Origin of the sequence: Sinorhizobium sp. CB7, assembly GCF_041357635.1 — a bacterium.
In the GTDB taxonomy this organism is placed as follows: domain Bacteria; phylum Pseudomonadota; class Alphaproteobacteria; order Rhizobiales; family Rhizobiaceae; genus Rhizobium.
Map to the genome: position 1 here is coordinate 84,455 of NZ_JAULLL010000020.1, position 22,244 is coordinate 106,698.

24 protein-coding genes and 1 pseudogene are annotated in these 22,244 nt (G+C 59.4%); 18 read left to right on the top strand and 7 right to left on the bottom strand.

Annotated elements, in window-relative coordinates:
- Positions 1–58: 58 nt before the first annotated feature.
- From AAE029_RS29375 to AAE029_RS29385, 3 genes are all read left to right on the top strand, one after another.
- Positions 59–730: an XRE family transcriptional regulator gene (locus AAE029_RS29375; protein ID WP_371076448.1), complete on the top strand. Its 672-nt coding sequence runs from the start codon at positions 59–61 to the stop codon at positions 728–730.
- A gap of 553 nt (positions 731–1,283) precedes the next feature.
- Complete coding sequence (locus AAE029_RS29380; protein WP_371076449.1) at positions 1,284–1,637, top strand: hypothetical protein; 354 nt, start codon at positions 1,284–1,286, stop codon at positions 1,635–1,637.
- Positions 1,634–1,837, top strand: a complete 204-nt coding sequence (locus tag AAE029_RS29385) for a hypothetical protein (RefSeq protein ID WP_371076450.1) — start codon at positions 1,634–1,636, stop codon at positions 1,835–1,837. Before AAE029_RS29380 ends, AAE029_RS29385 begins: the two co-directional genes overlap by 4 nt.
- Before the next feature lie 3 nt (positions 1,838–1,840).
- On the opposite strand, the gene AAE029_RS29390 is transcribed toward AAE029_RS29385, so the two are convergent.
- Positions 1,841–2,812, bottom strand: coding sequence for a DMT family transporter (locus AAE029_RS29390; protein ID WP_371076451.1), 972 nt, complete (start codon positions 2,810–2,812; stop codon positions 1,841–1,843).
- A 356-nt stretch (positions 2,813–3,168) separates the two neighbouring features.
- Between AAE029_RS29390 and AAE029_RS29395 the strand changes: the two genes are divergently transcribed.
- The 4 genes from AAE029_RS29395 to AAE029_RS29410 all read left to right on the top strand — a co-directional run bounded on the left by AAE029_RS29395 (position 3,169) and on the right by AAE029_RS29410 (position 6,529).
- The gene (locus tag AAE029_RS29395) at positions 3,169–4,347 is read left to right on the top strand and encodes a hypothetical protein (RefSeq protein WP_371076452.1); all 1,179 of its coding nucleotides are present in this window, start codon (positions 3,169–3,171) and stop codon (positions 4,345–4,347) included.
- A gap of 43 nt (positions 4,348–4,390) precedes the next feature.
- Positions 4,391–5,287: a hypothetical protein gene (locus tag AAE029_RS29400; protein ID WP_371076453.1), complete on the top strand. Its 897-nt coding sequence runs from the start codon at positions 4,391–4,393 to the stop codon at positions 5,285–5,287.
- Positions 5,288–5,954: 667 nt separating this feature from the next.
- Positions 5,955–6,191 carry a hypothetical protein gene (locus AAE029_RS29405; protein WP_371076454.1) on the top strand — a complete coding sequence of 79 codons (237 nt, stop codon included), beginning with the start codon at positions 5,955–5,957 and terminating at the stop codon, positions 6,189–6,191.
- A 65-nt stretch (positions 6,192–6,256) separates the two neighbouring features.
- The gene (locus tag AAE029_RS29410) at positions 6,257–6,529 is read left to right on the top strand and encodes a hypothetical protein (RefSeq protein ID WP_371076455.1); all 273 of its coding nucleotides are present in this window, start codon (positions 6,257–6,259) and stop codon (positions 6,527–6,529) included.
- Between the two features lie 118 nt (positions 6,530–6,647).
- Here AAE029_RS29410 and AAE029_RS29415 read toward each other — a convergent pair whose 3' ends face one another.
- Complete coding sequence (locus AAE029_RS29415; protein WP_371076456.1) at positions 6,648–7,466, bottom strand: methyltransferase domain-containing protein; 819 nt, start codon at positions 7,464–7,466, stop codon at positions 6,648–6,650.
- Positions 7,467–7,686: 220 nt separating this feature from the next.
- On the opposite strand from AAE029_RS29415, the gene AAE029_RS29420 reads away from it, so the two are divergent.
- The gene (locus tag AAE029_RS29420; protein WP_371076510.1) at positions 7,687–8,412 is read left to right on the top strand and encodes an SOS response-associated peptidase; all 726 of its coding nucleotides are present in this window, start codon (positions 7,687–7,689) and stop codon (positions 8,410–8,412) included.
- Between the two features lie 468 nt (positions 8,413–8,880).
- Here the strand turns inward: AAE029_RS29420 and lepA are convergent, their stop codons facing one another.
- Entirely contained in the window at positions 8,881–10,713 is a 1,833-nt protein-coding gene (lepA, locus tag AAE029_RS29425; protein WP_371076457.1) for a translation elongation factor 4, read from the bottom strand.
- A gap of 140 nt (positions 10,714–10,853) precedes the next feature.
- Between lepA and AAE029_RS29430 the strand changes: the two genes are divergently transcribed.
- Both AAE029_RS29430 and AAE029_RS29435 read left to right on the top strand, forming a co-directional pair.
- The gene (locus AAE029_RS29430) at positions 10,854–11,423 is read left to right on the top strand and encodes a helix-turn-helix domain-containing protein (protein WP_371076458.1); all 570 of its coding nucleotides are present in this window, start codon (positions 10,854–10,856) and stop codon (positions 11,421–11,423) included.
- A 23-nt stretch (positions 11,424–11,446) separates the two neighbouring features.
- Positions 11,447–11,965 carry an N-acetyltransferase family protein gene (locus AAE029_RS29435; protein ID WP_371076459.1) on the top strand — a complete coding sequence of 173 codons (519 nt, stop codon included), beginning with the start codon at positions 11,447–11,449 and terminating at the stop codon, positions 11,963–11,965.
- A 9-nt stretch (positions 11,966–11,974) separates the two neighbouring features.
- Here AAE029_RS29435 and AAE029_RS29440 read toward each other — a convergent pair whose 3' ends face one another.
- Positions 11,975–12,586, bottom strand: coding sequence for an HAD-IA family hydrolase (locus AAE029_RS29440; protein WP_371076460.1), 612 nt, complete (start codon positions 12,584–12,586; stop codon positions 11,975–11,977).
- Positions 12,587–12,659: 73 nt separating this feature from the next.
- Between AAE029_RS29440 and AAE029_RS29445 the strand changes: the two are divergent.
- Positions 12,660–12,902 (top strand): annotated as a pseudogene (locus AAE029_RS29445) (histone deacetylase family protein); the annotation flags it as partial.
- Here AAE029_RS29445 and AAE029_RS29450 read toward each other — a convergent pair.
- A complete protein-coding gene (locus AAE029_RS29450; protein WP_371076461.1) occupies positions 12,903–13,379 on the bottom strand; it encodes a group III truncated hemoglobin in 477 nt (158 codons plus the stop codon). It abuts the pseudogene before it with no gap.
- Positions 13,380–13,565: 186 nt separating this feature from the next.
- Here AAE029_RS29450 and mbfA point away from each other — a divergent pair, with 186 nt between their 5' ends.
- Complete coding sequence (mbfA, locus tag AAE029_RS29455; protein ID WP_371076462.1) at positions 13,566–14,549, top strand: iron exporter MbfA; 984 nt, start codon at positions 13,566–13,568, stop codon at positions 14,547–14,549.
- A 90-nt stretch (positions 14,550–14,639) separates the two neighbouring features.
- Here mbfA and AAE029_RS29460 read toward each other — a convergent pair whose 3' ends face one another.
- Together AAE029_RS29460 and AAE029_RS29465 are read right to left on the bottom strand one after the other, a co-directional pair.
- Positions 14,640–15,239: a transglutaminase-like cysteine peptidase gene (locus AAE029_RS29460; protein ID WP_371076463.1), complete on the bottom strand. Its 600-nt coding sequence runs from the start codon at positions 15,237–15,239 to the stop codon at positions 14,640–14,642.
- 314 nt (positions 15,240–15,553) lie between these two features.
- A complete protein-coding gene (locus AAE029_RS29465) occupies positions 15,554–16,369 on the bottom strand; it encodes an alpha/beta hydrolase (RefSeq protein ID WP_371076464.1) in 816 nt (271 codons plus the stop codon).
- Positions 16,370–16,545: 176 nt separating this feature from the next.
- Here AAE029_RS29465 and infC point away from each other — a divergent pair, with 176 nt between their 5' ends.
- The 6 genes from infC to pheT all read left to right on the top strand — a co-directional run bounded on the left by infC (position 16,546) and on the right by pheT (position 22,103).
- Positions 16,546–17,082 carry a translation initiation factor IF-3 gene (gene infC, locus AAE029_RS29470; protein WP_371076511.1) on the top strand — a complete coding sequence of 179 codons (537 nt, stop codon included), beginning with the start codon at positions 16,546–16,548 and terminating at the stop codon, positions 17,080–17,082.
- 305 nt (positions 17,083–17,387) lie between these two features.
- Entirely contained in the window at positions 17,388–17,591 is a 204-nt protein-coding gene (gene rpmI, locus AAE029_RS29475; protein ID WP_371076465.1) for a 50S ribosomal protein L35, read from the top strand.
- Positions 17,592–17,630: 39 nt separating this feature from the next.
- The gene (rplT, locus tag AAE029_RS29480; protein WP_371076466.1) at positions 17,631–18,035 is read left to right on the top strand and encodes a 50S ribosomal protein L20; all 405 of its coding nucleotides are present in this window, start codon (positions 17,631–17,633) and stop codon (positions 18,033–18,035) included.
- Positions 18,036–18,169: 134 nt separating this feature from the next.
- On the top strand, positions 18,170–19,252 hold the full coding sequence (gene pheS / locus AAE029_RS29485) for a phenylalanine--tRNA ligase subunit alpha (protein ID WP_371076467.1): 1,083 nt from the start codon (positions 18,170–18,172) through the stop codon (positions 19,250–19,252).
- A complete protein-coding gene (locus AAE029_RS29490; RefSeq protein WP_371076468.1) occupies positions 19,249–19,659 on the top strand; it encodes an ASCH domain-containing protein in 411 nt (136 codons plus the stop codon). The genes pheS and AAE029_RS29490 overlap by 4 nt, the downstream gene beginning before the upstream one ends.
- A 20-nt stretch (positions 19,660–19,679) precedes the next feature.
- Positions 19,680–22,103 carry a phenylalanine--tRNA ligase subunit beta gene (gene pheT, locus AAE029_RS29495; protein WP_371076469.1) on the top strand — a complete coding sequence of 808 codons (2,424 nt, stop codon included), beginning with the start codon at positions 19,680–19,682 and terminating at the stop codon, positions 22,101–22,103.
- Positions 22,104–22,244 lie beyond the last annotated feature (141 nt).

The following is a 22,244-nucleotide window of genomic DNA, read 5'->3' on the forward strand; positions in this document are numbered from 1 at the left end:
GCAAAATTATACCATTTTGGCCGTTGCGTTTTATTCCATATCGGTATAATCTAACATTATGAGCAAACTCAGAGAGTTACGGGAGAGACAGGGCCTCAGCCAGCAGCAGCTGGCTGAACTCGCCGGCACGTCGCAGCCCCAGATCAAGCGTCTGGAGACGGGCGACCGCAAGCTGACGAAGGAATGGGCCGAACGTCTCGCCCCCCATCTTCAGGCCTCGCCCGAAGTCATCCTGTTCGAACGCGAGGAGAGCCCCAGCTCCGAAGGAGTTTCCAACGCCGTACAATTTTATGAACTTCCCAATGCCCGGATTGGCGATAAACTGGTGGGGCAAGGCCGCAAGATTCCCGTTTATGGCCAGGCAGTTGGTGGCGTAGACGGCGAATTTATCATGAATGGCACAGTCCTTTACGAGGTGCTCGCACCTCCGGTTCTCTCGCATATTTCCGAAGCCTACGCCGTCTCCGTCTCGGGCGATTCCATGTATCCGCGCTACGAGGACGGCGAGATCTGCTTCGTGGATCCGAAACGGCGCGTGAAGAAGGGCGACTACGTCATCGCCCAGGTACGCCTGGAGGATGGCGGCCCGCTGCTTGCCTACGTCAAGAAGTTCGTCCGCCACAATGCGGCCGAGCTGGTGCTGGAACAGTTCAACCCGCCGAAGGAACTGCGCTTTCCGGCCAATACGGTGTACACGGTGCATTATATTGCGCTTGCCGGGAACGCGTGAGAGGGCCCTCCCTTCTCCCCCTCGGGGAGAAGGTGGCCCGAAGGGTCGGATGAGGGGGCCGCCACACGGCAGGTATTCTGATCCGAAACCATTGGATTCGCTGAGAGTTCTGGCCCCTCACCCTAACCCTCTCCCCGCGCGCGGGGAGAGGGAGCCAATCGCGCCAGCCGCAAACTGCCACCCATTTAACCGGTCCATTCTGTGACGCATCTATCCGGTTTGAACGATCGTCCCCTCTCCCCGCGAGCGGGGAGAGGGCTAGGGTGAGGGGCAAATCTCGGGGCCGTCCAACTCCTCTGGTATAAATTTGATACCAAAATGGTATTGACGCAATCATGCCGAACCGGTATTGTCCATCCCATCAGCGCACCGAATGACCTCCCCAAGGGGACGCGAGACTTCGGTAAGGGCAAGCAGAAGATGGGACTTATGAACACGAAAGCTGGTTTGAGAACGCCACATGCCGCTAAGCCCTTGATCCACCCGGATCGCGCTGACCCCACTCCCCTCCTGCCTGCCCACCACCCCGGACGCGCGGCATAGGGCAGCATCCATGACAACCCGATACGCAATCGGCGCGGGCGAGCTGCTGCTCATCACCGTCGCCTGGACCGGCGGCATTCACCGCGGCACGTCGAACATCATCGAAACCAACATCCGTTGCTATACCTCCGAAGAGGTGCAGGCCCTTATCGACGAAAACATCTCCGAGACCTGCGCCGTCATCGCCGTCGACCGTTACGACATCGCACGCCGCATCGGCGAGGACATTTCGGAAGACTACGACATCCGTTCGCAGGGCGAACGCGACGAGCATGTGGATTACGGAGCCGCCGGCAGCAGCACGCCTGTCGATCCCGACTACGCCCACGATGTCCGGCTCGAAAGACTGGCAGCGCTGCCATGAGCGATTGCGGTTTCAAACTTTTCGATGGCTGCGCCTGCAAGGGCGAATGCCAGGCGAAGCCTTACATGCCGCCGCCGCTGATCGTCTTTTCCTGGCGCGATCATCTCGCGGTTTGTCTGGCGGCGGGGCTGGTGGCCGGATTCACTGCATTCGGACTGATGGCTGCGGGAACGAGCTGGCTCGCTTGCCAGCGCCTCTGAACCTCACGGCCTTGCCGCCGCCGCTTCGCTCTTCGGCTTCAGCAGGATGACGAGAAGCAGGCCGATGATAATGATCGCTGCACCTTCGAGGTGATAACGCTGCAGCTGCTCGCCGAGGATCAGATAGGCGAGCACGGCGACGAAGATCGTCTGGAGATAGAGGAGAACGCCCGCCCGGGCGGCACCCAGCGCCTCGATGCTCCAGTTGAAGCAGAAATACATCAGGGCTCCGCCGGGGATCGCCGCATAGGCGAGTGCGATGAGCCCGCTGGCATTCAGTGCCGAGCGTTCGTCGGACGCAATCTCAAAGAGATAGAAAGGCAGCGCGGTGAGCGCCGCAGCGCCGAGAAGTAGCACCAGCAGCGGAAGGCGCTCGATGTCGAATTTCGCACGGCGCAGCAAGACGGCGTAAAGGCTGAAGCAGAAGGAGCCGGCGACGATCCACAATTCTCCGGGATTGACGTCGAGACGCAACAGCGCGGCCGGGTCACCCTTGACGACGATGACCAGGATGCCGAGGAAGGCAAGGACTGATCCGACCGCCTGCCAGGGGCCAAGCGGCTCGCCCAGGATGAAACGGGCAAGGATCATGGTGATGATCGGGATCAGTGCCATGATGATGCCGGCCGTGGTGGCATCGGCGAATTCGAGGCCGATGAAGACCATGCCCTGGCAGATCGCAAGCCCAATCCCGCCGATTGCGAGCAGTTCCAGCGGGCGCGCTCGCGCGAGCGCGACCATGGCGCCGAAATGCCGATGCACGACCGGCAGCAGGATCGCCCAGGCGATCAGAATGCGCCAGAAGCAGAGCGCCCAGGGCGGCATTTCTGAGGAGACCCATTTGGCAGCGATATAGACGCCGGCCGACAGCAGCCAGCAGAGGACCGCCACGGAATAGGCGGTCACAAGCGAATTGCCCCCCGCCTCTTCCGTCCTGACCGCGCCGTTATGGACTGCCAAGACATTTATCGCCATGGGGTAGTTATGCCACACTTTTTACGAGTTGCACAGATGAGCGGGAGATATGGGCGAAATAGAGTGCAGTAGAAAGCTACATCAGGACTTTTCACGCCCGTTTAACAACGGCGCCGCCATCGGATGCCTAGTATTGACTTGATTCATTCTCTTAAATATTCAAGCATTGGTTGAGGGAGTTTTTCATGAAGCGTGCATTTATACAGTTTGTCGTAGTTGTGTTAGCCGCTATATCGCTGTCTAGCCTTAGCAAGGCAGACGACAATGACGTCGAACATAATGAAGAACAACGAACCCTTTTTAGCGGCGAGCGCCGCAAGATAAATTTCTCATACCAAATTGCGGGCGATTGCTCCATGTACGCCTTACCGATCGTTCAGATCCTGAATCCTCCCCAGCACGGCAAGATGGAGGCTGTCCGCGAGGAAGGATATCCTTCGGGGGAAGGCGAGTACGAAAAATGCAATACGACCAAGGTGCTTGGTCTGGCGGCCTATTACACGCCCGACAAAGGTTTCAGCGGCAGAGACAGTTTCACCGCGCGCTTCTCATATGGGGACGGCTACATTACCGAGGCCGTCTTCAATATTCAGATCATTGAAAAGCCGAAGCTGGATCCGTCCTGTGATGCTGTAAATCAAGCCTATGTCGCAACCCGCAATTTCCCGAAATACAAGGAAAGGATCTACGGGTTGAGGGAGGACGGGACGCGGGCTCTCGTTGCCGTCATCAGAGGCGACGCGGAAAAGTTCGCTGAGCTGAATTTTCATACCGGCTGGTGGACGACATTTGACAAGGCCACGGCACTTCGACTTGAAGACAGGGATTATCCGAAGTTTTCTTCGTGCCGGCTTCTGAATCGACAGCGCACGCCGGAAGGCAAGGTCGCCCACTATTCTGTGATCTGGCGTAAATTTCCATACAGAGCGGAGTCCGAGATCTGGATATCGGCCGACACTGGTCTCTTTCTGAAAACGCTGCGGCGTTATCCCGACAACGGGTGGCAGCTTCCCTTTGAAACCTTGTTGGAACTCTTCGACTACAATCCGGTCGGCGACATCCCGCAGGCACGGATGAACGATCAGCCAAAGGAAGATCCCACCGGTCGCGCGGTCAATTATGCCTATGTCGCAACCCTCGGCACATGGTCCTACAGCAAGAAGATCTACAATCTCAAGAAAGATGGCACTCATAAACCCTACGCCGACGTTCGGGTCACGCGGGCAGCCGGGTACTTGAAATATGCCTTTGGCGAGAGATGGGTGGAATTCGATCGAACGGCATGGTCGACATTCGATCAGGTCGATCCGAAATTCACCGCCTGCAAACACATCAAGGGCGGCAAGGAAATCCACTATCGCGCAACATGGCACGACTTTCCGTTCGAGGCATCAGCCGAAATCTGGATCTCCGCGAAAGACAAAAGATTCACCAAGGTCATCCGGCGCTATACCGACAATTGGGAATATTCCTTTCCAGTTGCGCTTGAGACCTTCGACTACGATCCGAAAAACGCCGTAGCACCAACGCAGTGAACGCAGCCTTCACCGGCGGCATGCTGGTTGAGAGGGATTTTTCATGAAACGCGCTTTTATTCTGTTCGTATTGGCTATGGCAGCCGCCATATCGCTGCCCAGCCTTAGTAAGGCGGAAGACAGTGTCAGACCGGATCAACATCGACGAACCGTATTCAGCGGCGAGCGCAGAAAAATAGATTTCGCATACGATTTCGCATATCACGTCGAAGACGGTTGCTCGGTATACCTCTCGCCGAGCGTTGAGATCCTGAAGCCTCCCCAGCACGGCAAGATGGAGGCCCTTCACGAATATGGATATCGTCCGGAGCAAGGCGAATTCGAGAGGTGCGATGGCGCGACGGTGCTTGGTCTCGCCAGCTATTATACGCCCGACGAAGGCTTCGCCGGCAGGGACAGTATTACCGCACGCTTCTCTTATTGGAACGGCCGCATCGACGAGACTCTCTTCGATATCGAGGTCATTGAAAAGCCGAAGCCGGATCCGACCTGTGATGCCGTGAACCAAGCCTATCTCGCGACCCGCAGTTTCCCGCGATATAACGAAACGATCTACGAATTAAGGGAAGATCAGACGCTTCGGCCATATATAGTCCTCTACGTTGATCGGGACGGGGGCGTTCAAAAAAATCTTGTGTCCGGGGAATCGCAGAAGTTTGGCAAGCCTTCGACCTCGCTTCTGGACATGGATCATCCGAAATTTTCTTCATGCCGGCTTCTTGATCAACAGCGCGCCTCAGAGGGCAAGGTTGATCACTATTCCGGAACCTGGCGTAAATTTCCGTACAGCGCAGAATTCGAGGTCTGGATATCCGCTGACACCGGTCTCTTCCTAAGGATGCTGCGCAGTTATCCCAGCAATGAATGGCTGTTTCCCTTCAGGACCGCGCTGGAAGTCTTCGACTACGACCCGAAGCAAGCCGCCATGCCGATGCAATAAGAGCGGGCGAGCCATAACCTGTGAGGTTGAACACATCGATGCAAGCATGGAATTGTTTCGCCGCAATAGGGTTCATCCTCTGCATCGGTGTCCCGCAGGCGCGGGCGAATGAACTCCCCAAGGAGGACCCTACGTGTCGCGCGGTTAACAGCGCCTATGTCGCGACCCGCGGCACGCCGAGCCATAGCGAAAGAATCTATGAAGTTAAGAATGACGGGACGTTAAAGCCTTTTGGCGAGTTTCGGATCACGCGGACAAAGGGGCTTCGGAAGGCTGCCTCCTCTACTGAATGGGAGGAATTTGACAGATCGTCGTGGTCATTATTGGACACTTACAGCCCAAAATTCAGCAACTGCACGCTGGCGGAGAGCATTCAGAGCATTCATTACTATGCGACTTGCATCTCCATATTTGGCATCGACCGATATCTGGATTTCCGAAGAAAGTGGGAAGTTTCTGAAGGTCCAGCGTCGTTACCCTGACGGCGGTGGCAATTCTCCTTTCCAATTATCCTAGAAATCTTCAACTACGATCCGGAACCCGCAGCAGCATCCAACCCGTAACCAGCAAATCCGCTCTGCCGCATCACCACCGAATTCTGCCCATCGCCCCCGGCGCCCATCGCCCTAAATCCTTACAGATTCGAACAACAAAAAGGAGACGACCCATGTGGACGATCCTGATCGGGGCACTTCTGGTGATTTGCGGCGTGCTCTACACAATGCGCGAAGCTCTTGGCCGGCGGAGGTTGAGCGAACCCCATCGTTCGCCCGAGAGCGGCGGCGCACCGACCCTGGAACCACCACAGCAGGGGCTCGCCTTCCTCGGCCTGACGCGCAATTGGCCGGGCCTCGCCATGATAGCGGTCGGTGCAATTCTGCTGATTTTTGGCGCATATCTGTAGCGCGAGCAGATGGAACCACTTCGCTTCTCCTTCGTTGACCCTTCAGCGAAAAGGAGGAAACCGTCATGCGAAATTCAATCATGAGTTGCGCTGCTGTCATGTTGAGCGTCTGTTCCTTCGCCGCTCCCGCCATGGCCGACAGCGTCTACATTGACCGGGATTATGACCGCTACGACCGCGTACGCCCCGGTATCACCATCAACGAACGCGGCGTCCAGTTTGGCGTTAGGGAAGAACGCCCACGCTATCGCTATCGCGACCGCTGCATTACGAGGACTGTCACCCGCGAGGACGAGTATGGCGAACGCTATACCGAGACGGAGCGCCGTTGCCGTTAACTGACCGATTGCCTCCATGGAGGATAGGTGCTGCCGCAGAATGCATGAAGGGAGGCCGGTATGTACCGGCCTTTCTCACGGGTTGCGCGCGAAGGCGGCATTTCCATTTTACCCAGCTCTAAACCCGCCGCGCGATGAACGTGTAGTAGTTCATCGCCCCGAAGAATATCCCAGCCTCGGAATCGCGACGCAGTTCCTCGGCCCAGGCATCGGCTTCCTGCTGCGTCATGGCTCCCGCGCTCGGGGCGAGGCTCTGGAAGGCGTCGATCGCCGACGACCAAAAATCCGCCCGGCCCAGTTCGGCCAGGACATAGGGAAAGGTTCTGACAAGTTGCAGGCCGGCGGCTTGTAGCAATCGGGGCATATGCCGCATTACGCGCGGGTTGATGGCGGCGCAGCTGATGATCGCCTCGTCATTGGCTTTGGCGCGGGTGCCGTCGGCGTTTCCGTAGGTCATGGACGCGAAATCGCCATCGAAGATCGCGATCATGCCGCCGGGCCGGACGAGGCGAGCAGCCTCGCGAATGACGGTGATCGGGTGTTCGACATGGCTGATAAGCGTATGGGCGACGATCGCGTCGAAACTGCCGTCAGCAAGATCCAACTTGCGGCTGTCGCCGGCGCGGAACCCGATCCGGTCGAGACCCTCGTCCATTGCCAGGTCTGCCGCCGCCGCGACGAGCCATGGACTGAGGTCGATGCCGAGCACTCGTCCCGAAAAGTTTGGCCGCAGCGCTATCGTGCGCGCGACGAAACCGGTGCCACAACCGAGATCGAGTACAGCCGCCGCCGCGTCGATGTTTATCGCCTCGAGATAGTCACCAAGCATCTTCCTGAAGAGCGGGTGCCTGGCCCGCGTTTCGAGCCGCGTGACGATGGTTCGCAGCTGTGCGTTGTCCAGGGTGTGGGTGGTGGAATAGGGGTCGATGGCTTTCATGCTGTCTCCTGTCAGCATGCGGGTTTCCCGGCAGGTCCGGAGCGCGGATCCGCAATGCCGATGTTCGTGGAAAACTCGCTAACAACGCCCCGTTACCCGAACATGTCAGCAGGCTTGAACCGGCTTACAGCTGTAAGCCGAAGGCGGAATGGAAGCCCGAAGTGCTGCCCGTGACATGCCGTCCTGGCTGCACTATCCTGCCGCTTTCCGGAGAAACACCATGTGCGGGCGCGTCTACATAAAGACATCGCTGGAAGAGTTGCTGAGAGCCTTTTCCTTCGCCGGCCCTGGCGATGTCGCGGGGCTTGCGAACGGCTTTCCCCGCTATAACGGTGCGCCGCAGCAGGATTATCCGATCATCATCCGCGATGTGGTGCGTGAGCCTGATGTCATGGGGCCGGTTTTCGTCTCGGCGCGCTGGGGCCTCATGTCCCGCCTGTCGAAGGACAAGGCAGGCCGGCCGCCGGTCAATGCCCGGGCTGAAACACTTGCCAGCAATGGCCTGTTCAAGGCCGCCTACCGATCGCGCCGGTGCCTTGTTCCGATCAACGGCTTCTTCGAGTGGAAGGACATCTATTCGACCGGCAAGAACAAGCAGCCCTATGCGGTCGCGATGAAATCCGGCGCGCCCTTCGCGCTCGCCGGCGTCTGGGATAGCTGGCGCGACGAGCACGGCGTCGACCACAGGACATTCGCCGTCATCACCTGCGACGCCAACGAGATGATGGCGGAAATCCACGATCGCATGCCGGTCATCCTGCACCGGGAGGATTACGAGCGCTGGCTTTCGCCGGAGCCCGATCCCCACGATCTGATGGTGCCCTTCACCTCCGAGCTGATGACGATGTGGCCGATCGGCCCGGCAGTCGGATCGCCAAAGAACGACAGGCCCGACATTCTCGATGAGATCGATCCGGACCAGGATCCCGAGCCGACACTACTCTAGATGTGAGCTTTAAGGAGGTTGTCTGAGTTCAAGCGCGAGATAGCGGTTGTCTGGCGCGGTGGCTTCCCCAATTTCCCTCATTCCTGTGCCTGTCACAGGAATCCAGCCGCCGTGCGTCGGCACGGCGAAAAGACTCCTGTCAGCAGGTTGATGTTCGCGGAATTTGTTGTGGTGGAACCGAGCAAAGAGCTTGTTCTCCACCTGTCGGCATCGCCAAAAGGCGAGTCTCCCGCGCCGTGGACACGGCGCTGCTGGATTCCTGTGACAGGCACAGGAATGAGGGAAGGTGGGGCGACGGCGGCGCCAAACAACCAACAATGAGATCGTGGATTGGCGGGATCGCCCTGAAGGCCACCTCACGGAATTCCCCACCTCACCGATCAGCACGGATAACTTCCTGAGAGTTCACAGTTAGAGGCCTATGAACGCTGCAACAGCAGAGGAGGAATCAATCGGCTACGCCGTTCCTCACTCGTCTCCCATCTTGAGCGCCGCAATGAAGGCCTCCTGCGGGATCTCCACCTTGCCGAACTGGCGCATGCGCTTTTTGCCTTCCTTCTGCTTTTCCAGAAGTTTGCGCTTACGGGTGGCGTCACCGCCGTAGCACTTCGCCGTCACGTCCTTGCGCAGCGCCCTCACCGTTTCGCGGGCGATGATGCGCCCGCCGATCGCAGCCTGGATCGGAATCTGGAACATGTGCTGGGGAATCAGGTCCTTGAGCTTCTCACACATGACGCGGCCGCGCTTTTCCGCCGCCGAGCGGTGTACCAGCATCGAAAGCGCATCGACCGGCTCGGCATTGACGAGAATCGACATCTTGACGAGGTCGCTCTCGCGATAGTCCGTGAGATTGTAGTCGAAGGAGGCATAGCCCTTCGAGATCGACTTCAGGCGGTCATAAAAGTCGAAGACGACTTCATTGAGCGGCAGGTCGTAGGTCACCATGGCGCGGTTGCCGACATAAGTGAGCTCGGTCTGGACGCCGCGACGGTCCTGGCAGAGTTTCAGGATTGCGCCCAGATACTCGTCCGGCGTCATGATCGTCGCCTTGATCCAGGGCTCCCGGAACTCGGCGATCTTGACGACGTCAGGCATGTCGGCCGGATTGTGCAGTTCCTTCTCGGTGCCATCAGTCATGGTGAGCTGATAGACGACCGAGGGGGCTGTTGCGATGAGGTCGAGGTTGAACTCGCGCTCCAGGCGCTCCTGGATGATTTCGAGGTGAAGCAGACCCAGAAAGCCGCAGCGGAAGCCGAAACCGAGTGCCGCGGATGATTCCATTTCGAAGGAGAAGCTGGCGTCGTTGAGGCGCAGCTTGCCCATGGCCGAGCGAAGATCCTCGAAGTCGGCGGCATCGACGGGAAAGAGGCCGCAGAAGACCACCGGCTGTGCCGGCTTGAAGCCGGGCAGGGCCTCCGCGGTCGGCCGCTTGTCCTCGGTGATCGTGTCGCCGACGCGCGTATCTGCCACTTCCTTGATCGAGGCGGTGATGAAACCGATCTCGCCGGGGCCGAGGCTGTCGACATTGACCATTTTCGGGGTCAGCACGCCGACGCGTTCGATCTGATATTTCGCGTCCGTGCCCATCATGCGGATCGTCTGGCCCTTAGTCAGCACGCCGTCGATGATGCGGACGAGAACCATGACGCCGAGATAGGTGTCATACCAGCTATCGACCAGCAGCGCCTTCAGGGGAGCCTTGTCGCCACCAGGGCTCTTCGGCGCCGGCAGTTTGTTGACGATCGCTTCCAGCACGTCGGGAATACCGAGGCCGGTCTTGGCTGAAATCAGCACGGCGTCGGAAGCGTCGATGCCGATCACTTCCTCGATCTGCTCCTTGATGCGCTCCGGTTCAGCAGCGGGCAGGTCGATCTTGTTGAGCACAGTGACGAGCTCGTGATTGTTGTCGATCGCCTGATAGACATTGGCGAGTGTCTGCGCTTCCACGCCTTGGCTCGCGTCGACGACCAGCAGGGAACCTTCACAGGCCGACAGCGAGCGGGAGACTTCATAGGCGAAGTCGACATGCCCGGGCGTGTCGATCAGATTCAGGATATAGGTTTCGCCGTCCTTCGCCTTGTAATGCAGGCGAACGGTCTGGGCCTTGATGGTGATGCCGCGCTCGCGCTCGATCTCCATGCTATCAAGCACTTGCTCCGACATCTCGCGCTCGGCAAGACCGCCCGTCGTCTGAATCAGTCGGTCGGCCAGCGTCGATTTGCCGTGGTCGATATGGGCCACGATGGAGAAGTTGCGGATGTGCGAAAGCGGAGTCGTCGAATTGGTGCTCATGCGCGCCATATAGCAGCGCCGCACCCGCCCGCAAAGCGGAAAAGCAGCGGATTTCTTTGGCGGGAGGGACTTGGGTCTTGCCATCCATCGGCACTTGATTCCAGTATCGGTTCATGTATTTCTCTTATAGTGGAATCATGGATTGGTTGATGGAACAAAACCTTGAAATCGCGATCGGCGCGCGGATGCGCAGCCTCAGGATCGACAAGGGGCTGACGCTGGATGATCTCGCCAATGCGTCCGGGGTAAGCCGGGCGATGATCTCGCGTATAGAGCGGGCGGAGGCGAGCCCGACGGCGTCGCTGCTGGCCCGGCTCTGCGCGGCGCTCGGATTGTCGCTGTCGGCCTTCTTTTCCGAGGAGGATCAGACATCTTCACCGCTCTCTCGCCGTGAGGACCAGCGGCTCTGGCGCGATCCGGAGACGGGCTATCTGCGCCGCGCGGTCTCGCCGCCGGGAATGCCCTCCGAGGTCGACATCGTCGAAGTGGAGTTTCCGCCGGGCGCCCGGGTCAGCTTTCCACCGCAGGAGGCCAGCCGCGGCATGAGGCAGCATGTCTGGCTGTTCGAAGGTCGGATGGAAATGACCGTAAACGGGATCCTGCATGTGCTGGATCCCGGCGATTGCCTGTTCATGGCGCTCGGCGAGGGCCACGATTTTCATAATCCGACCGATAAGCCGGCGCGCTATGCCGTCGTGCTCGATCGCCGGCAACGCTGATGTGATTTTAATCAGGAGAGGACATGCCTGACATCCGTATGCTTTCCGGGAAAGAGGCGCGCGACGCCATACCCGCCCTTTGCGAAATCCTGGCCGATTGCGTCAATGGTGGCGCCTCGGTCGGTTTCATGCAGCCCTACGCCGTTTCGGACGCCGAACCTTACTGGCGGAGCGTCGCCGATGCCGTTGCCGCGGGAGAAACGCTGCTCTTTGTCGCCGAGGTCGAGGGTAATATCCTGGGAACCGTGCAGGTGGGCTTTGCCCAGATGCCGAACCAGCCGCATCGCGGCGATCTGAAGAAGCTCCTCGTCCATCGCTCGGCGCGTGGCAGGGGACTTGCCCGGCTGCTGATGGCGGCGGCCGAACACGGGTCGGCGACCCACGGCAGAAACCTGCTCGTGCTCGACACCGCGACCGGCAGCGAAGCTGAGGCAATCTATCCACGTCTTGGCTGGGAACGCGCCGGCGTCATTCCGGATTATGCCATGTGGCCCGAGGGCGGTTTCTGCGCCACGACCCTGTTCTACAAGCGGGTGACCTGACAGAGAAGGCTAGCGACCATTCACAAATGGTGCGAGCACCTCATCGAGCCCGACCTGGCCGTTCCATTCCACGGCATTCCAGCCGAAGGCCCGCGCCGCTTCGACATTTTCTCGCATGTCGTCGATGAAGACGATGTCGGCTGCCGCAACACCCGCATGCTCGTTCGCTAGCCGGTAGAATTCCGCCGACGGCTTCCGGTGGCCGAGTGCTGCGGAATAGAGAATGCCGTCGACGTGGGCGGCCAGTCCGCGCTCCTCCATCAGATATTTCGCCCGCATATGCTCCTGGTTGGTGGCAAGATAGATCGCGATGCCGCATGCGCACCAGGCACTGAGCGCCTCAAGAAAGACGTGGTCGATGCGGGAATCGTTCTCGAACCAGTAGGCCCTCAGCATTTCGGCGCTGAGCTGCGGCGCGATCCGCGCAAGCACCGCTTCAAGGCGCGGCATCAGCGCCTCCTTGCCCGTGACGATCTCGCTCCAATACGGAGCGAAGAACTCCCTTTGCAGAAGCGCTGCCGGTAGGCCGAGATCGCGTTCCAGATAGGTGAGGGGCGGAAGCCCGTCAGCCGGCCGCCCGCGAACCACGACACCGTCGACATCGACCATGAGGACTTTCATGAGGCCGCGAATCCCTCCCGCTGCCGAATCATTCGCGGTTAACGTGATTTAATCGATCGCCCCAATCAAGGCGCTTGCCGATGCGCCGCACCGGATCGGCGATTTCTGCGCGGAGGCGATCGTGCTGTCGCTCGGCGTCGATGCATTCGAGCGCGACCCGATCTCCTTTTTCCAGCTGACGTCAGAAGATTTCATCCGCATGGGCGCCATGATCGCCTCATCCCGCCTGCCTGTCCTTGTCTGCATGGAAGGCGGTTATGGTGTTCCGGAAATCGGTCTGAATGTCGCCAATGTGTTGAAAGGGCTGGAGGACTGATCAGGTATTTGGCGCCGGCATTTTTGCCGGATCGTCCAGCGCCGGATTGTAAAACAGCGAGAGTGTCAGGCTTCTGGCGATCCGCTCGGCCGTCGCCATGAACCAGTCTCTGGCCTCCACTGAAGGCGCGATATCGTCAAGTGTTGCGGAAAAGAGCGCCAGCCATTCCGGGAAAAGCTCCGCCGTCATGCCTTCGACGCCGAGATGCGCCTGCACGGGCTTGCCGCCATAGGCGCCGTTCTTGAAGGCGACCGACGACCAGAAGCGCTTCATCTTCTCCATATGCTCCGGCCAGCGTCCGGAGAGACGATTGTCGAAGACCGGGCCTAAGTTCGGATGTGCCTGGATGCGGCCATAGAAGGTCTCGACCAGCCTGTCGATGAAGAGGGCATCTACGCCGATCCGGCGCATCTCCGCTTCGGCGCGTTCGCGGATCTCCGCAACATGGGCGGGACGGCCCTGCAGTTCGCTGTTCATATCGTGCTCCCGGCGCTATGCCGCGCGCCCAAGGAAGGATGCGCGGCGGCCCTTATGTAAGCAGTGTGACGATGCCGCCAAGAGATCACGAGGCGCTTGCGGCAATCTGTCTAAATTCTGGCGGTCATACTTGACCCCTCATGGGCAGAATTTTAGAACTAGAATAATTCTAAAATGGAGATTGCCATGCTGCTTGGGCTTTTCGGCTCCTCGAAACGTTCATTCAATTCATTGTCCGAACAGGAAATTCTTGCACTTGCCATTGCCTCGGAAGAGGACGATGCGCGCATTTATCTCGCCTATGCCGATCTGCTCAAAAGCCGATATCCGGCATCCGCCAAGGTCTTCGAAGACATGGCCGAAGTCGAGGACACGCACCGCAAAACGTTGATCGATATGCACCGCAAACGTTTCGGCGAGCGTATCCCCCTGATCCGGCGCGAGCACGTGCGTGGCTTCTACGAACGCAAGCCGGATTGGCTGCGCAACAACCTCTCGCTGGATGCGATGCGTCAGGAGGCCGAGGCCATGGAGGAACAGGCCTACCGCTTCTATGTCGAAGCCGCGCGGCGCACGTCAGATGCAGAGACGCGCCAGCTCCTCGGCGATCTTGCGCTCGCAGAGCAGGGGCACGAGGATATCGCCCGAATGCTTGGCGACAAGCATACGCCGGAAGAGGTGAAGCAAGAGGAGGATGCGGGCGCGCGCCGACAATTCGTGCTGACCTATGTGCAACCGGGCCTTGCCGGCCTGATGGATGGTTCGGTCTCGACGCTGGCGCCGATCTTCGCGGCTGCTTTCGCGACGCAGGATACCTGGCAGACCTTTCTCGTCGGTCTTTCGGCCTCCGTCGGCGCCGGCATCTCCATGGGCTTCACGGAAGCCGCCCATGACGACGGAAAGATCTCGGGGCGCGGCTCGCCGGTCAAGCGCGGTCTCGCCTGCGGCATCATGACGACACTCGGTGGCCTCGGACATGCGCTCCCTTATCTTATCCCGTATTTCTGGACGGCGACGATCACCGCCGCCATCATCGTCTTCTTCGAACTCTGGGCGATCGCCTTCATCCAGAACAAATTCATGGAGACACCTTTCCTGCGCGCTGCCTTTCAGGTCGTTCTCGGCGGTTCGCTGGTTCTGGGAGCCGGCATTCTGATCGGCAACGGCTGAATTAGCTCAAGCCGGTTCTTACCGTATGCGACAATGCAAAAGGCCGGCTGTTTTGCAGCCGGCCTTTTGCAAGAAAGTGGTTTTGCATGCTTACCGGAGGGCACCGACCAGAACGTCGTTGCCATTCTCGATGGTGACCCAGCGGCCGGAATTGTTGCTCGCCTGGCGCTTGATGAAGGAATAGGGCGTCTGGAACCACGGCTTGACTTCGCTATTGAGATTGTCGAGCACGTAATCGCCGTCCGTGGTCCTGAGCGTCAGCACGGCATGGCCCTCGCCATCCGGCTTGCGCACCACTGTTATCAGAAGATTGGCCGGCGAAATTCCGCGCTGGATGAGGATGCGACGCTTCAGGAGCGCGAAGTCCTCGCAGTCGCCAGCGGTCGTCGGATAGGCCCAGACTTCGTCCTTGCCGTAGATTTCCTTGTCCGTCATTGGCGTGATGGTCTCATTGACGGTGGTATTGACCGAACGGACCATCGTCCAGTTCGCCGCCGTCAAGGCGGCCGGCCCGACATTGCGGTTCGGCCCGCATTCGTTGCGATGCGTCTGACAGAAATCGTAATGTCCGATTGGTTGGGACGTGACATCACCGATCACCATCGATCGGTTCTGTGCTGGTGCCGGCATGGCTGCCGTAGACATCGCACACATGGCCGTCATGGCCACGAACACACTTTTTACTCGCACGCCCGCATCCTTGTATCGCCCTTGCATTTCTTAACGAAAAGTTAATGGGGCGGGGCGTGCGAAGTCAATCGTTACTTTTTCGTTAACGGAAACGATTCGTCAACATGGTTAAAATGCAACACAATCCGTGGGTTACGTAACGGAAGTTCAGGTGGGGATTGCATCGGGAAAATGCAACTGCCTTATCTTTGATTACCGCCCTGCCCTGACAGCCGACCTGCTTTGACTATAGCGCCGTGCGTCTTGTGAGACGCACAAAGGTCGCTGTAGCACCTTTAAATTGCTGCACGGTTCATCCTTAAATCGGCTCCGATTTAAGGAGCCATGCAGTGGCGAATGAGCTCCTGGACGGCGCCCAGCATTCGTTCGATGTCCTGCGGTCGGGACAGCCGGTGATCGCCGTCACGGATGAGCGTCAGCACCACGTCATCGGCGGGAAGGTGCTCCATGAGTTTCAACGCATGCGCAAAGGGCACGTCCGGATCCTGCATGCCCTGAAGGATGTGGACCGGGCAACCGGTTTCGATGATCCCCTGTAAAACCCGGTTGTTGCGGCCGTCCTCGATCAGGGCGCGCGTGAAGATGTTCGGCTCGGGGCTATACTCCGAGGGCTCTTCGAAATAACCGCGTTCTTGCAGCGATGCGCGTTCTGCCGCCGAAAGATTGGGTTCGACGAGTTCGAACGTGAAATCGGGTGCGGGCGCGATCAGCACCATGCCATCCACCGCCGGCGCGGAAACGCGTTTGCGCAGTTCCTGTACGAGCCTCAGCGCGATCCAGCCACCCATCGAGGAGCCGACGACGATGAGGCGCTTCGGCGCTACGTGATCGATTACCGAGAGCGTCTCGTCGAGCCAACGCGAAATCGTCCCGTTGGTGAACTTGCCGCCCGACAGACCGTGGCCGGAATAGTCGAAGCGGATCGAAGGGAGACCGTGCTTTGCGGCGAAAGCGTCCAGTTCGACGGCTTTGGTGCCGTTCATGTCCGATCGGTAGCCCGAAAGCCAGAGGAGCGCCGGTCCTGAGACGCCATCTTCCGCCTTGCGGACGAGCATGGCGATCGCGCGTTCGCTTTCGCCTTTACCAATTGTCAAGTATTGGGGTTCGAAATGCTCTGATGTTTCGGACATGGGAACTCCTGCTGTTACTTCGCATAAAACAGATTCGACCTGTGGCTGACAGGTGATGATTTTTCTTCTAAAGCATGTTATTGACTTCACCGCAGCAATCACGTCATCCCGTCAGTTGTGCCGGCGGGACTTCGGACGGGTGCAGCAATCCGAAACAATTCGAGGAGAATACGACCATTCGCAGACCCTTTAAAGCCGATGCGCCCGTGAAGGAAGGGCCACGCTCAAACCGTGAAATACGCATACCAAGAGTTCAGCTTATTACTGCTGACGGTCAGAATATGGGCGTCGTCCCGACCGATCAGGCGTTGAGAATGGCCGAGGAAGCCGGTCTCGACCTGGTAGAGATTTCCCCCAATGCCGAACCGCCCGTGTGTAAGATCCTGGATCTGGGAAAGCTGAAATATGCCAACCAGAAGAAGGCCGCCGAGGCGCGCAAGAAGCAGAAGGTGGTCGAAATCAAGGAAATCAAGATGCGTCCCAACATCGACACCCACGATTATGAGGTGAAGATGAAGGCGATCGGCCGTTTCTTCGAAGAGGGCGACAAGGTCCGGGTGACGCTCCGTTTCCGCGGCCGTGAAATGGCCCACCAGGAACTGGGCATGAAGCTTTTGCAGCAGGTGAAGGACGACACGCAGGCGGTCGCCAAGGTCGAAGCCGAGCCGAAGCTTGAAGGCCGCCAGATGATGATGGTGCTGGCGCCGAAGTGACGCCGCTCACGTCCGAAGATGGGAGCCGTCCTTAAGGGCGGCTTTTCTTTATTTCCGCAAGTTGGCGGAACAAAGATTTTCCCGCAGACTCCCGTTGCACTTTGCCGGGACTGCGGGTATAAGCGCGCGTCCGAACTGACCGGCAGGGCATGCCGTGGCGGTTCAGAATGCTTGCGGAACGGTTCGTCACCGAGCCCGCAAATCAACAACAAACGCTCCCCGCCTTTTGCGAAGTCCGGAAACGGGCTCCTGCGGAAAGGGCTTTTTCGATAAAGCGCGTGAGGGAGGACAGAAGGAGTAGCAAAATGCCCAAGATGAAGACGAAGTCCTCTGCCAAGAAGCGGTTCAAGATTACCGCCTCCGGCAAGGTCAAGGCCCAGGCTGCCGGTAAGCGCCATGGCATGATCAAGCGTACCAACAAGTTCATTCGCGACGCCCGCGGCACCATGGTTCTTGCAGAACCCGATGGTCGCAAGGTGATCAAGAACTACCTGCCGAACGGTCTCTGAGACTTTTCGCGATACGCTTTAGATTAAGGAGATCATGACATGGCACGCGTAAAAAGAGGCGTCACCGCCCACGCCAAGCATAAGAAGGTTCTGAAGCAGGCCAAGGGCTTCTATGGCCGCCGCAAGAACACCATCCGTACCGCCAAGGCCGCCGTCGACCGCGCCAAGCAGTACGCCTACCGCGACCGCAAGGTCAACAAGCGCAATTTCCGCGCCCTCTGGATCCAGCGCATCAATGCTGCTGTTCGCGAATTCGGCCTGACCTATGGCCGCTTCATCGACGGCCTGAACAAGGCTGGCATCGAAGTCGACCGCAAGGTCCTCTCCGACATGGCGATCCATGAGCCGGAAGCATTCGGCGCCCTGGTGGCTGCTGCCAAGAAGGCCCTTGAGTATCTCAAGGATGCCGGCACGAAGAACGAGTTTGAAGGCGCGGTCAAGTAGCCGGCGCTTCCCAAGCTTTTGCATCGATGAATTTGGGAACCCGCGCTGGCAGGACTGGCGCGGGTTTTTCTTTCTCTATATTCCTTGCCCCGCCTGCCGGAATTTCATTTAGACCCTGGACGAAAGAGAAGAGAATGTCCGATCTCGAAACGCTTAAAACATCCCTCCTGGCAGATGTGGAGGCTGCAGCCGACGAGCAGACGATCGAAGCCGTCAGGGTTACGGCGCTCGGCAAGAAAGGCTCGATATCGGAACTGCTGAAGACGCTCGGCTCCATGTCGCCGGAAGAGCGCCAGACGCGCGGAGCCGCGATCAACGCTTTGAAGAACGAGGTCACCGAAGCGATCGGCGCCCGGAAGACGGCGTTGAAGCAAGCTGCCATCGCGGCGCGGTTGGAGGCCGAAACGGTCGACATCAGCCTGCCGGTACGCTCCTCGCCCGCCGAGCGTGGTCGCATCCATCCGATCAGCCAGATCATCGACGAGATCACGGCGATCTTCGGCGACATGGGTTTCTCGATTGCAGAAGGCCCCGATGTCGAGACGGACTACTACAACTTCACGGCACTGAACTTTCCCGAAGGCCATCCCGCGCGGGAGATGCACGACACATTCTTCTTCAATCCCGATGGAAACGGCGAGCGCAAGGTGCTGCGCACCCATACCTCGCCCGTGCAGATACGCACCATGGAAGCGCAGAAGCCGCCGATCCGCATCATCATTCCGGGCAAGACCTACCGGCAGGATTCCGACGCCACGCATTCCCCGATGTTCCATCAGGTCGAGGGCCTCGTCATCGACAAGAAGGCGAATGTCGCCAATATGCGCTGGGTACTGGAGGAGTTCTGCAAGGCATTCTTCGAAGTCGACAGCGTGACGATGCGCTTCCGCCCATCCTTCTTTCCTTTTACCGAGCCGTCCTTCGAGGTCGACATCCAGTGCGACCGCTCCGGCCCGATCGTCAAGTTCGGCGAAGGCACGGACTGGATGGAAATCCTCGGCTGCGGCATGGTGCACCCGAACGTGCTGCGCTACGGCGGGCTCGATCCCGATGAGTACCAGGGCTTCGCCTGGGGCATGGGCCTCGACCGCATCGCCATGCTGAAATATGGCATGCCGGACCTGCGCGATTTCTTCAATGCGGACGTCCGCTGGATGACGCATTACGGCTTCCGCCCGCTGGACATGCCGACGCTGTTCGGAGGTCTCAGCTCTTGACCCGTTTGCCCGAGCGCTATCGGAACGCCGTCACTTTCTCTTTCGGCGATACGCCGGAACTGAAGGACGAGCTTCTGGCGCTTATGCTCGATGGACGCAAGACGGCGACCTGCGGCGCGCTTCGGGATTTCGGTTCTGATGGCGAGCCGCTGCCCGTGCTGGGGCGACGAGATGTCGTTCTCGACAGCAATGGCCGTCCGGCGGCCGTCGTCGAGACAGTCGAGGTGACGGTGTGTCGCTTTGACGAGGTCGATGCTGACTTCGCCGAGGCCGAAGGGGAGGGAGATCGCTCCCTTGCCGCTTGGCGCGAGGCGCACGAGGTCTATTTTGCCCGCAACGGCGGCCTTTCGCCGGATATGGAATTGGTTTGCGAGCGCTTCCGGCTGGTCGAAGTGCTGGAACGCTGAGTTGAAAAACAGGTGATACGATGAAATTCACACTCTCCTGGCTGAAAGAACATCTGGAAACAGACGCCACGCTCGACGAGATCTGCGCCCGCCTGACGATGATCGGGCTCGAGGTCGAGGATGTCGACGACAAGGCCGCGTTCAAGCCCTTCGTCATCGCCAAGGTCGTCTCGGCGGAGAAGCATCCGCAGGCCGATCGTCTCAAGGTCCTGATGGTGGATACCGGCAGTGGCGCCCCGGTCCAGGTCGTCTGCGGTGCACCGAACGCGCGCGAAGGGCTCGTCGGTGCCTTTGCTGCTCCGGGAACCTATGTTCCGGGTATCGAGGTGACGCTCGCCGTTGGTAATATCCGCGGCGTCGAAAGCCGCGGCATGATGTGCTCGGAAAAGGAACTGCAGATTTCCGACAATCACGACGGCATCATCGATCTGCCGGCGGACGCCCCTGTCGGCGCCAGCTACGCCTCTTACGCCGGGCTCGATGATCCGGTCATCGAGATCAATCTCACGCCGAACCGCCCGGATTGCACCAGCGTCTACGGCATTGCCCGTGATCTTGCGGCATCCGGTCTCGGCCGGTTGAAGCGTCGTTCGATCCCTGCTATCGCCACGGAAGGCGAGACGCCGGTCAAGGTCACGCTGGATCTCGACGACGAGCGCCTTTGCCCCGGCTTTTCTCTTCGCCTCGTGCGCGGCGTCAAGAACGGCCCGAGCCCGCGGTGGATGCAGCAGCGGCTGTTGGCGATCGGCCTGCGTCCCATCAATGCGCTGGTCGATATCACTAACTACATGACCTTCGACCAGGGCCGGCCGATGCACGTCTTCGATGCCGAAAAGGTCACCGGCAATCTCACGGTCCGCCGCGCAAGGGACGGCGAGACGGTGCTCGCCCTTGACCAGCGTGAATACAAGCTGAACCCCAGCAACGTGGTCATCGCCGACGAGGATGGCATCGAGTCGATCGGCGGCGTCATGGGCGGCGAACATTCCGGCTGCGACGAGAACACGACGGACGTACTGATCGAATCCGCTCTCTGGGATCCGATGAACATCGCCAAAACCGGCCGCAGCCTCGGCATCATCAGCGATGCGCGTTATCGCTTCGAACGCGGCGTCGATCCGGAATATATGGTTCCTGGTCTGGAGCGCACGACGGAACTGGTGCTGCAGCTTTGCGGCGGCAGGGCTGCGCGAGCGAATGTCGTCGGCTATAAAGGTTATCAGGCCAAGGTCGTCGATTTTCCATTCTCAGAAGTCAAACGCCTGACCGGCCTCGACGTATCCGCGGAGGAGAGCAGTCAAATCCTGACGCGCCTCGGTTTTGCCGTCTCCGGCTCCGGCGAGCGTGTCTCCGTCTCCGTTCCCTCCTGGCGACCGGACATCGACGGCAAGGCCGATCTGGTGGAAGAGATCATGCGCATCCATGGCGTCGACAATATCAAGCCGGTGCCGCTCGAAAGCCATGCGGCCGTCAACGGCAAGATCCTGACAACGCTCCAGATCCGTACCCGTATGGCCAAGCGCGCGCTTGCCTCTCGCGGCATGCTGGAGGCCGCTACCTGGTCCTTCATTTCCGAACATCAGGCGAAGCTCTTCGGCGGCGGAGCGGCTGCCCTGAAGCTTGCCAATCCGATTGCGGCCGACATGTCGGACATGCGCCCCTCGTTGTTGCCCGGGTTGCTGACGGCCGCGCAGCGCAATGCCGACAAGGGCTACGGCGATGTCGCGATCTTCGAAGTCTCGGGAACCTACGAGAACGATGCGCCCGAAGGTCAGCGCCGCGTCGCCGGCGGTGTCCGCCGCGGCTCGGCCTCGCTTGCCGGCGCCGGCCGCATGTGGTCGAACAATGCCAAGGGTGGCGGCAAGCCCGTCGATGTCTTCGATGCCAAGGCTGATGCACTGGCGGTGATCGAAGCCTGCGGCCTGCCGATGACCAATATCCAGATCGAGCAGGGAGCGCCGGACTGGTATCATCCGGGCCGCTCCGGCGTCATCAAGATGGGACCGAAGGTCGTGCTCGGCTATTTCGGTGAATTTCATCCCGCCACGCTGGAGGCGCTTGACGTCTCCGGCGCGCTTTGCGGCTTCGAGGTCTACATCGATTCCATGCCGGAACCGAAGAAAAAGGCGACCCGCACCAAGCCGGCGCTGGAGCTTTCGCCCTTCCAGGCGGTCAAGCGTGACTTCGCCTTCGTGGTCGACAGGAGCGTCGAGGCCGGCGCCCTTGTCAAGGCGGCAAGCGGCGCCGATCGGAAGCTGGTGACCGGCGTGAACGTCTTTGACGTTTTCGAAGGCGGCTCGCTCGGCGAAGGCAAGAAGTCGATCGCGATCGAGGTGCAGATTCAGCCGATGGAGCGCACGCTGACGGACGAGGATTTCGAAGTGCTGACGCAGAAGATCGTCGCCAGCGTCAACAAGTTCACCGGCGGTGTTCTGAGAAGCTGAGCGATTCCTGGGGAAGCCCTGCGTTCAGGTAGGATCACCTACAGCGCAGTGCGTCTTTTCAGACGCACAAAGGTCGCTGTAGCACTTTGAATTGCTGCATGTTTTTATCCTTAAATCGGTTCCGATTTAAGGATACATGCA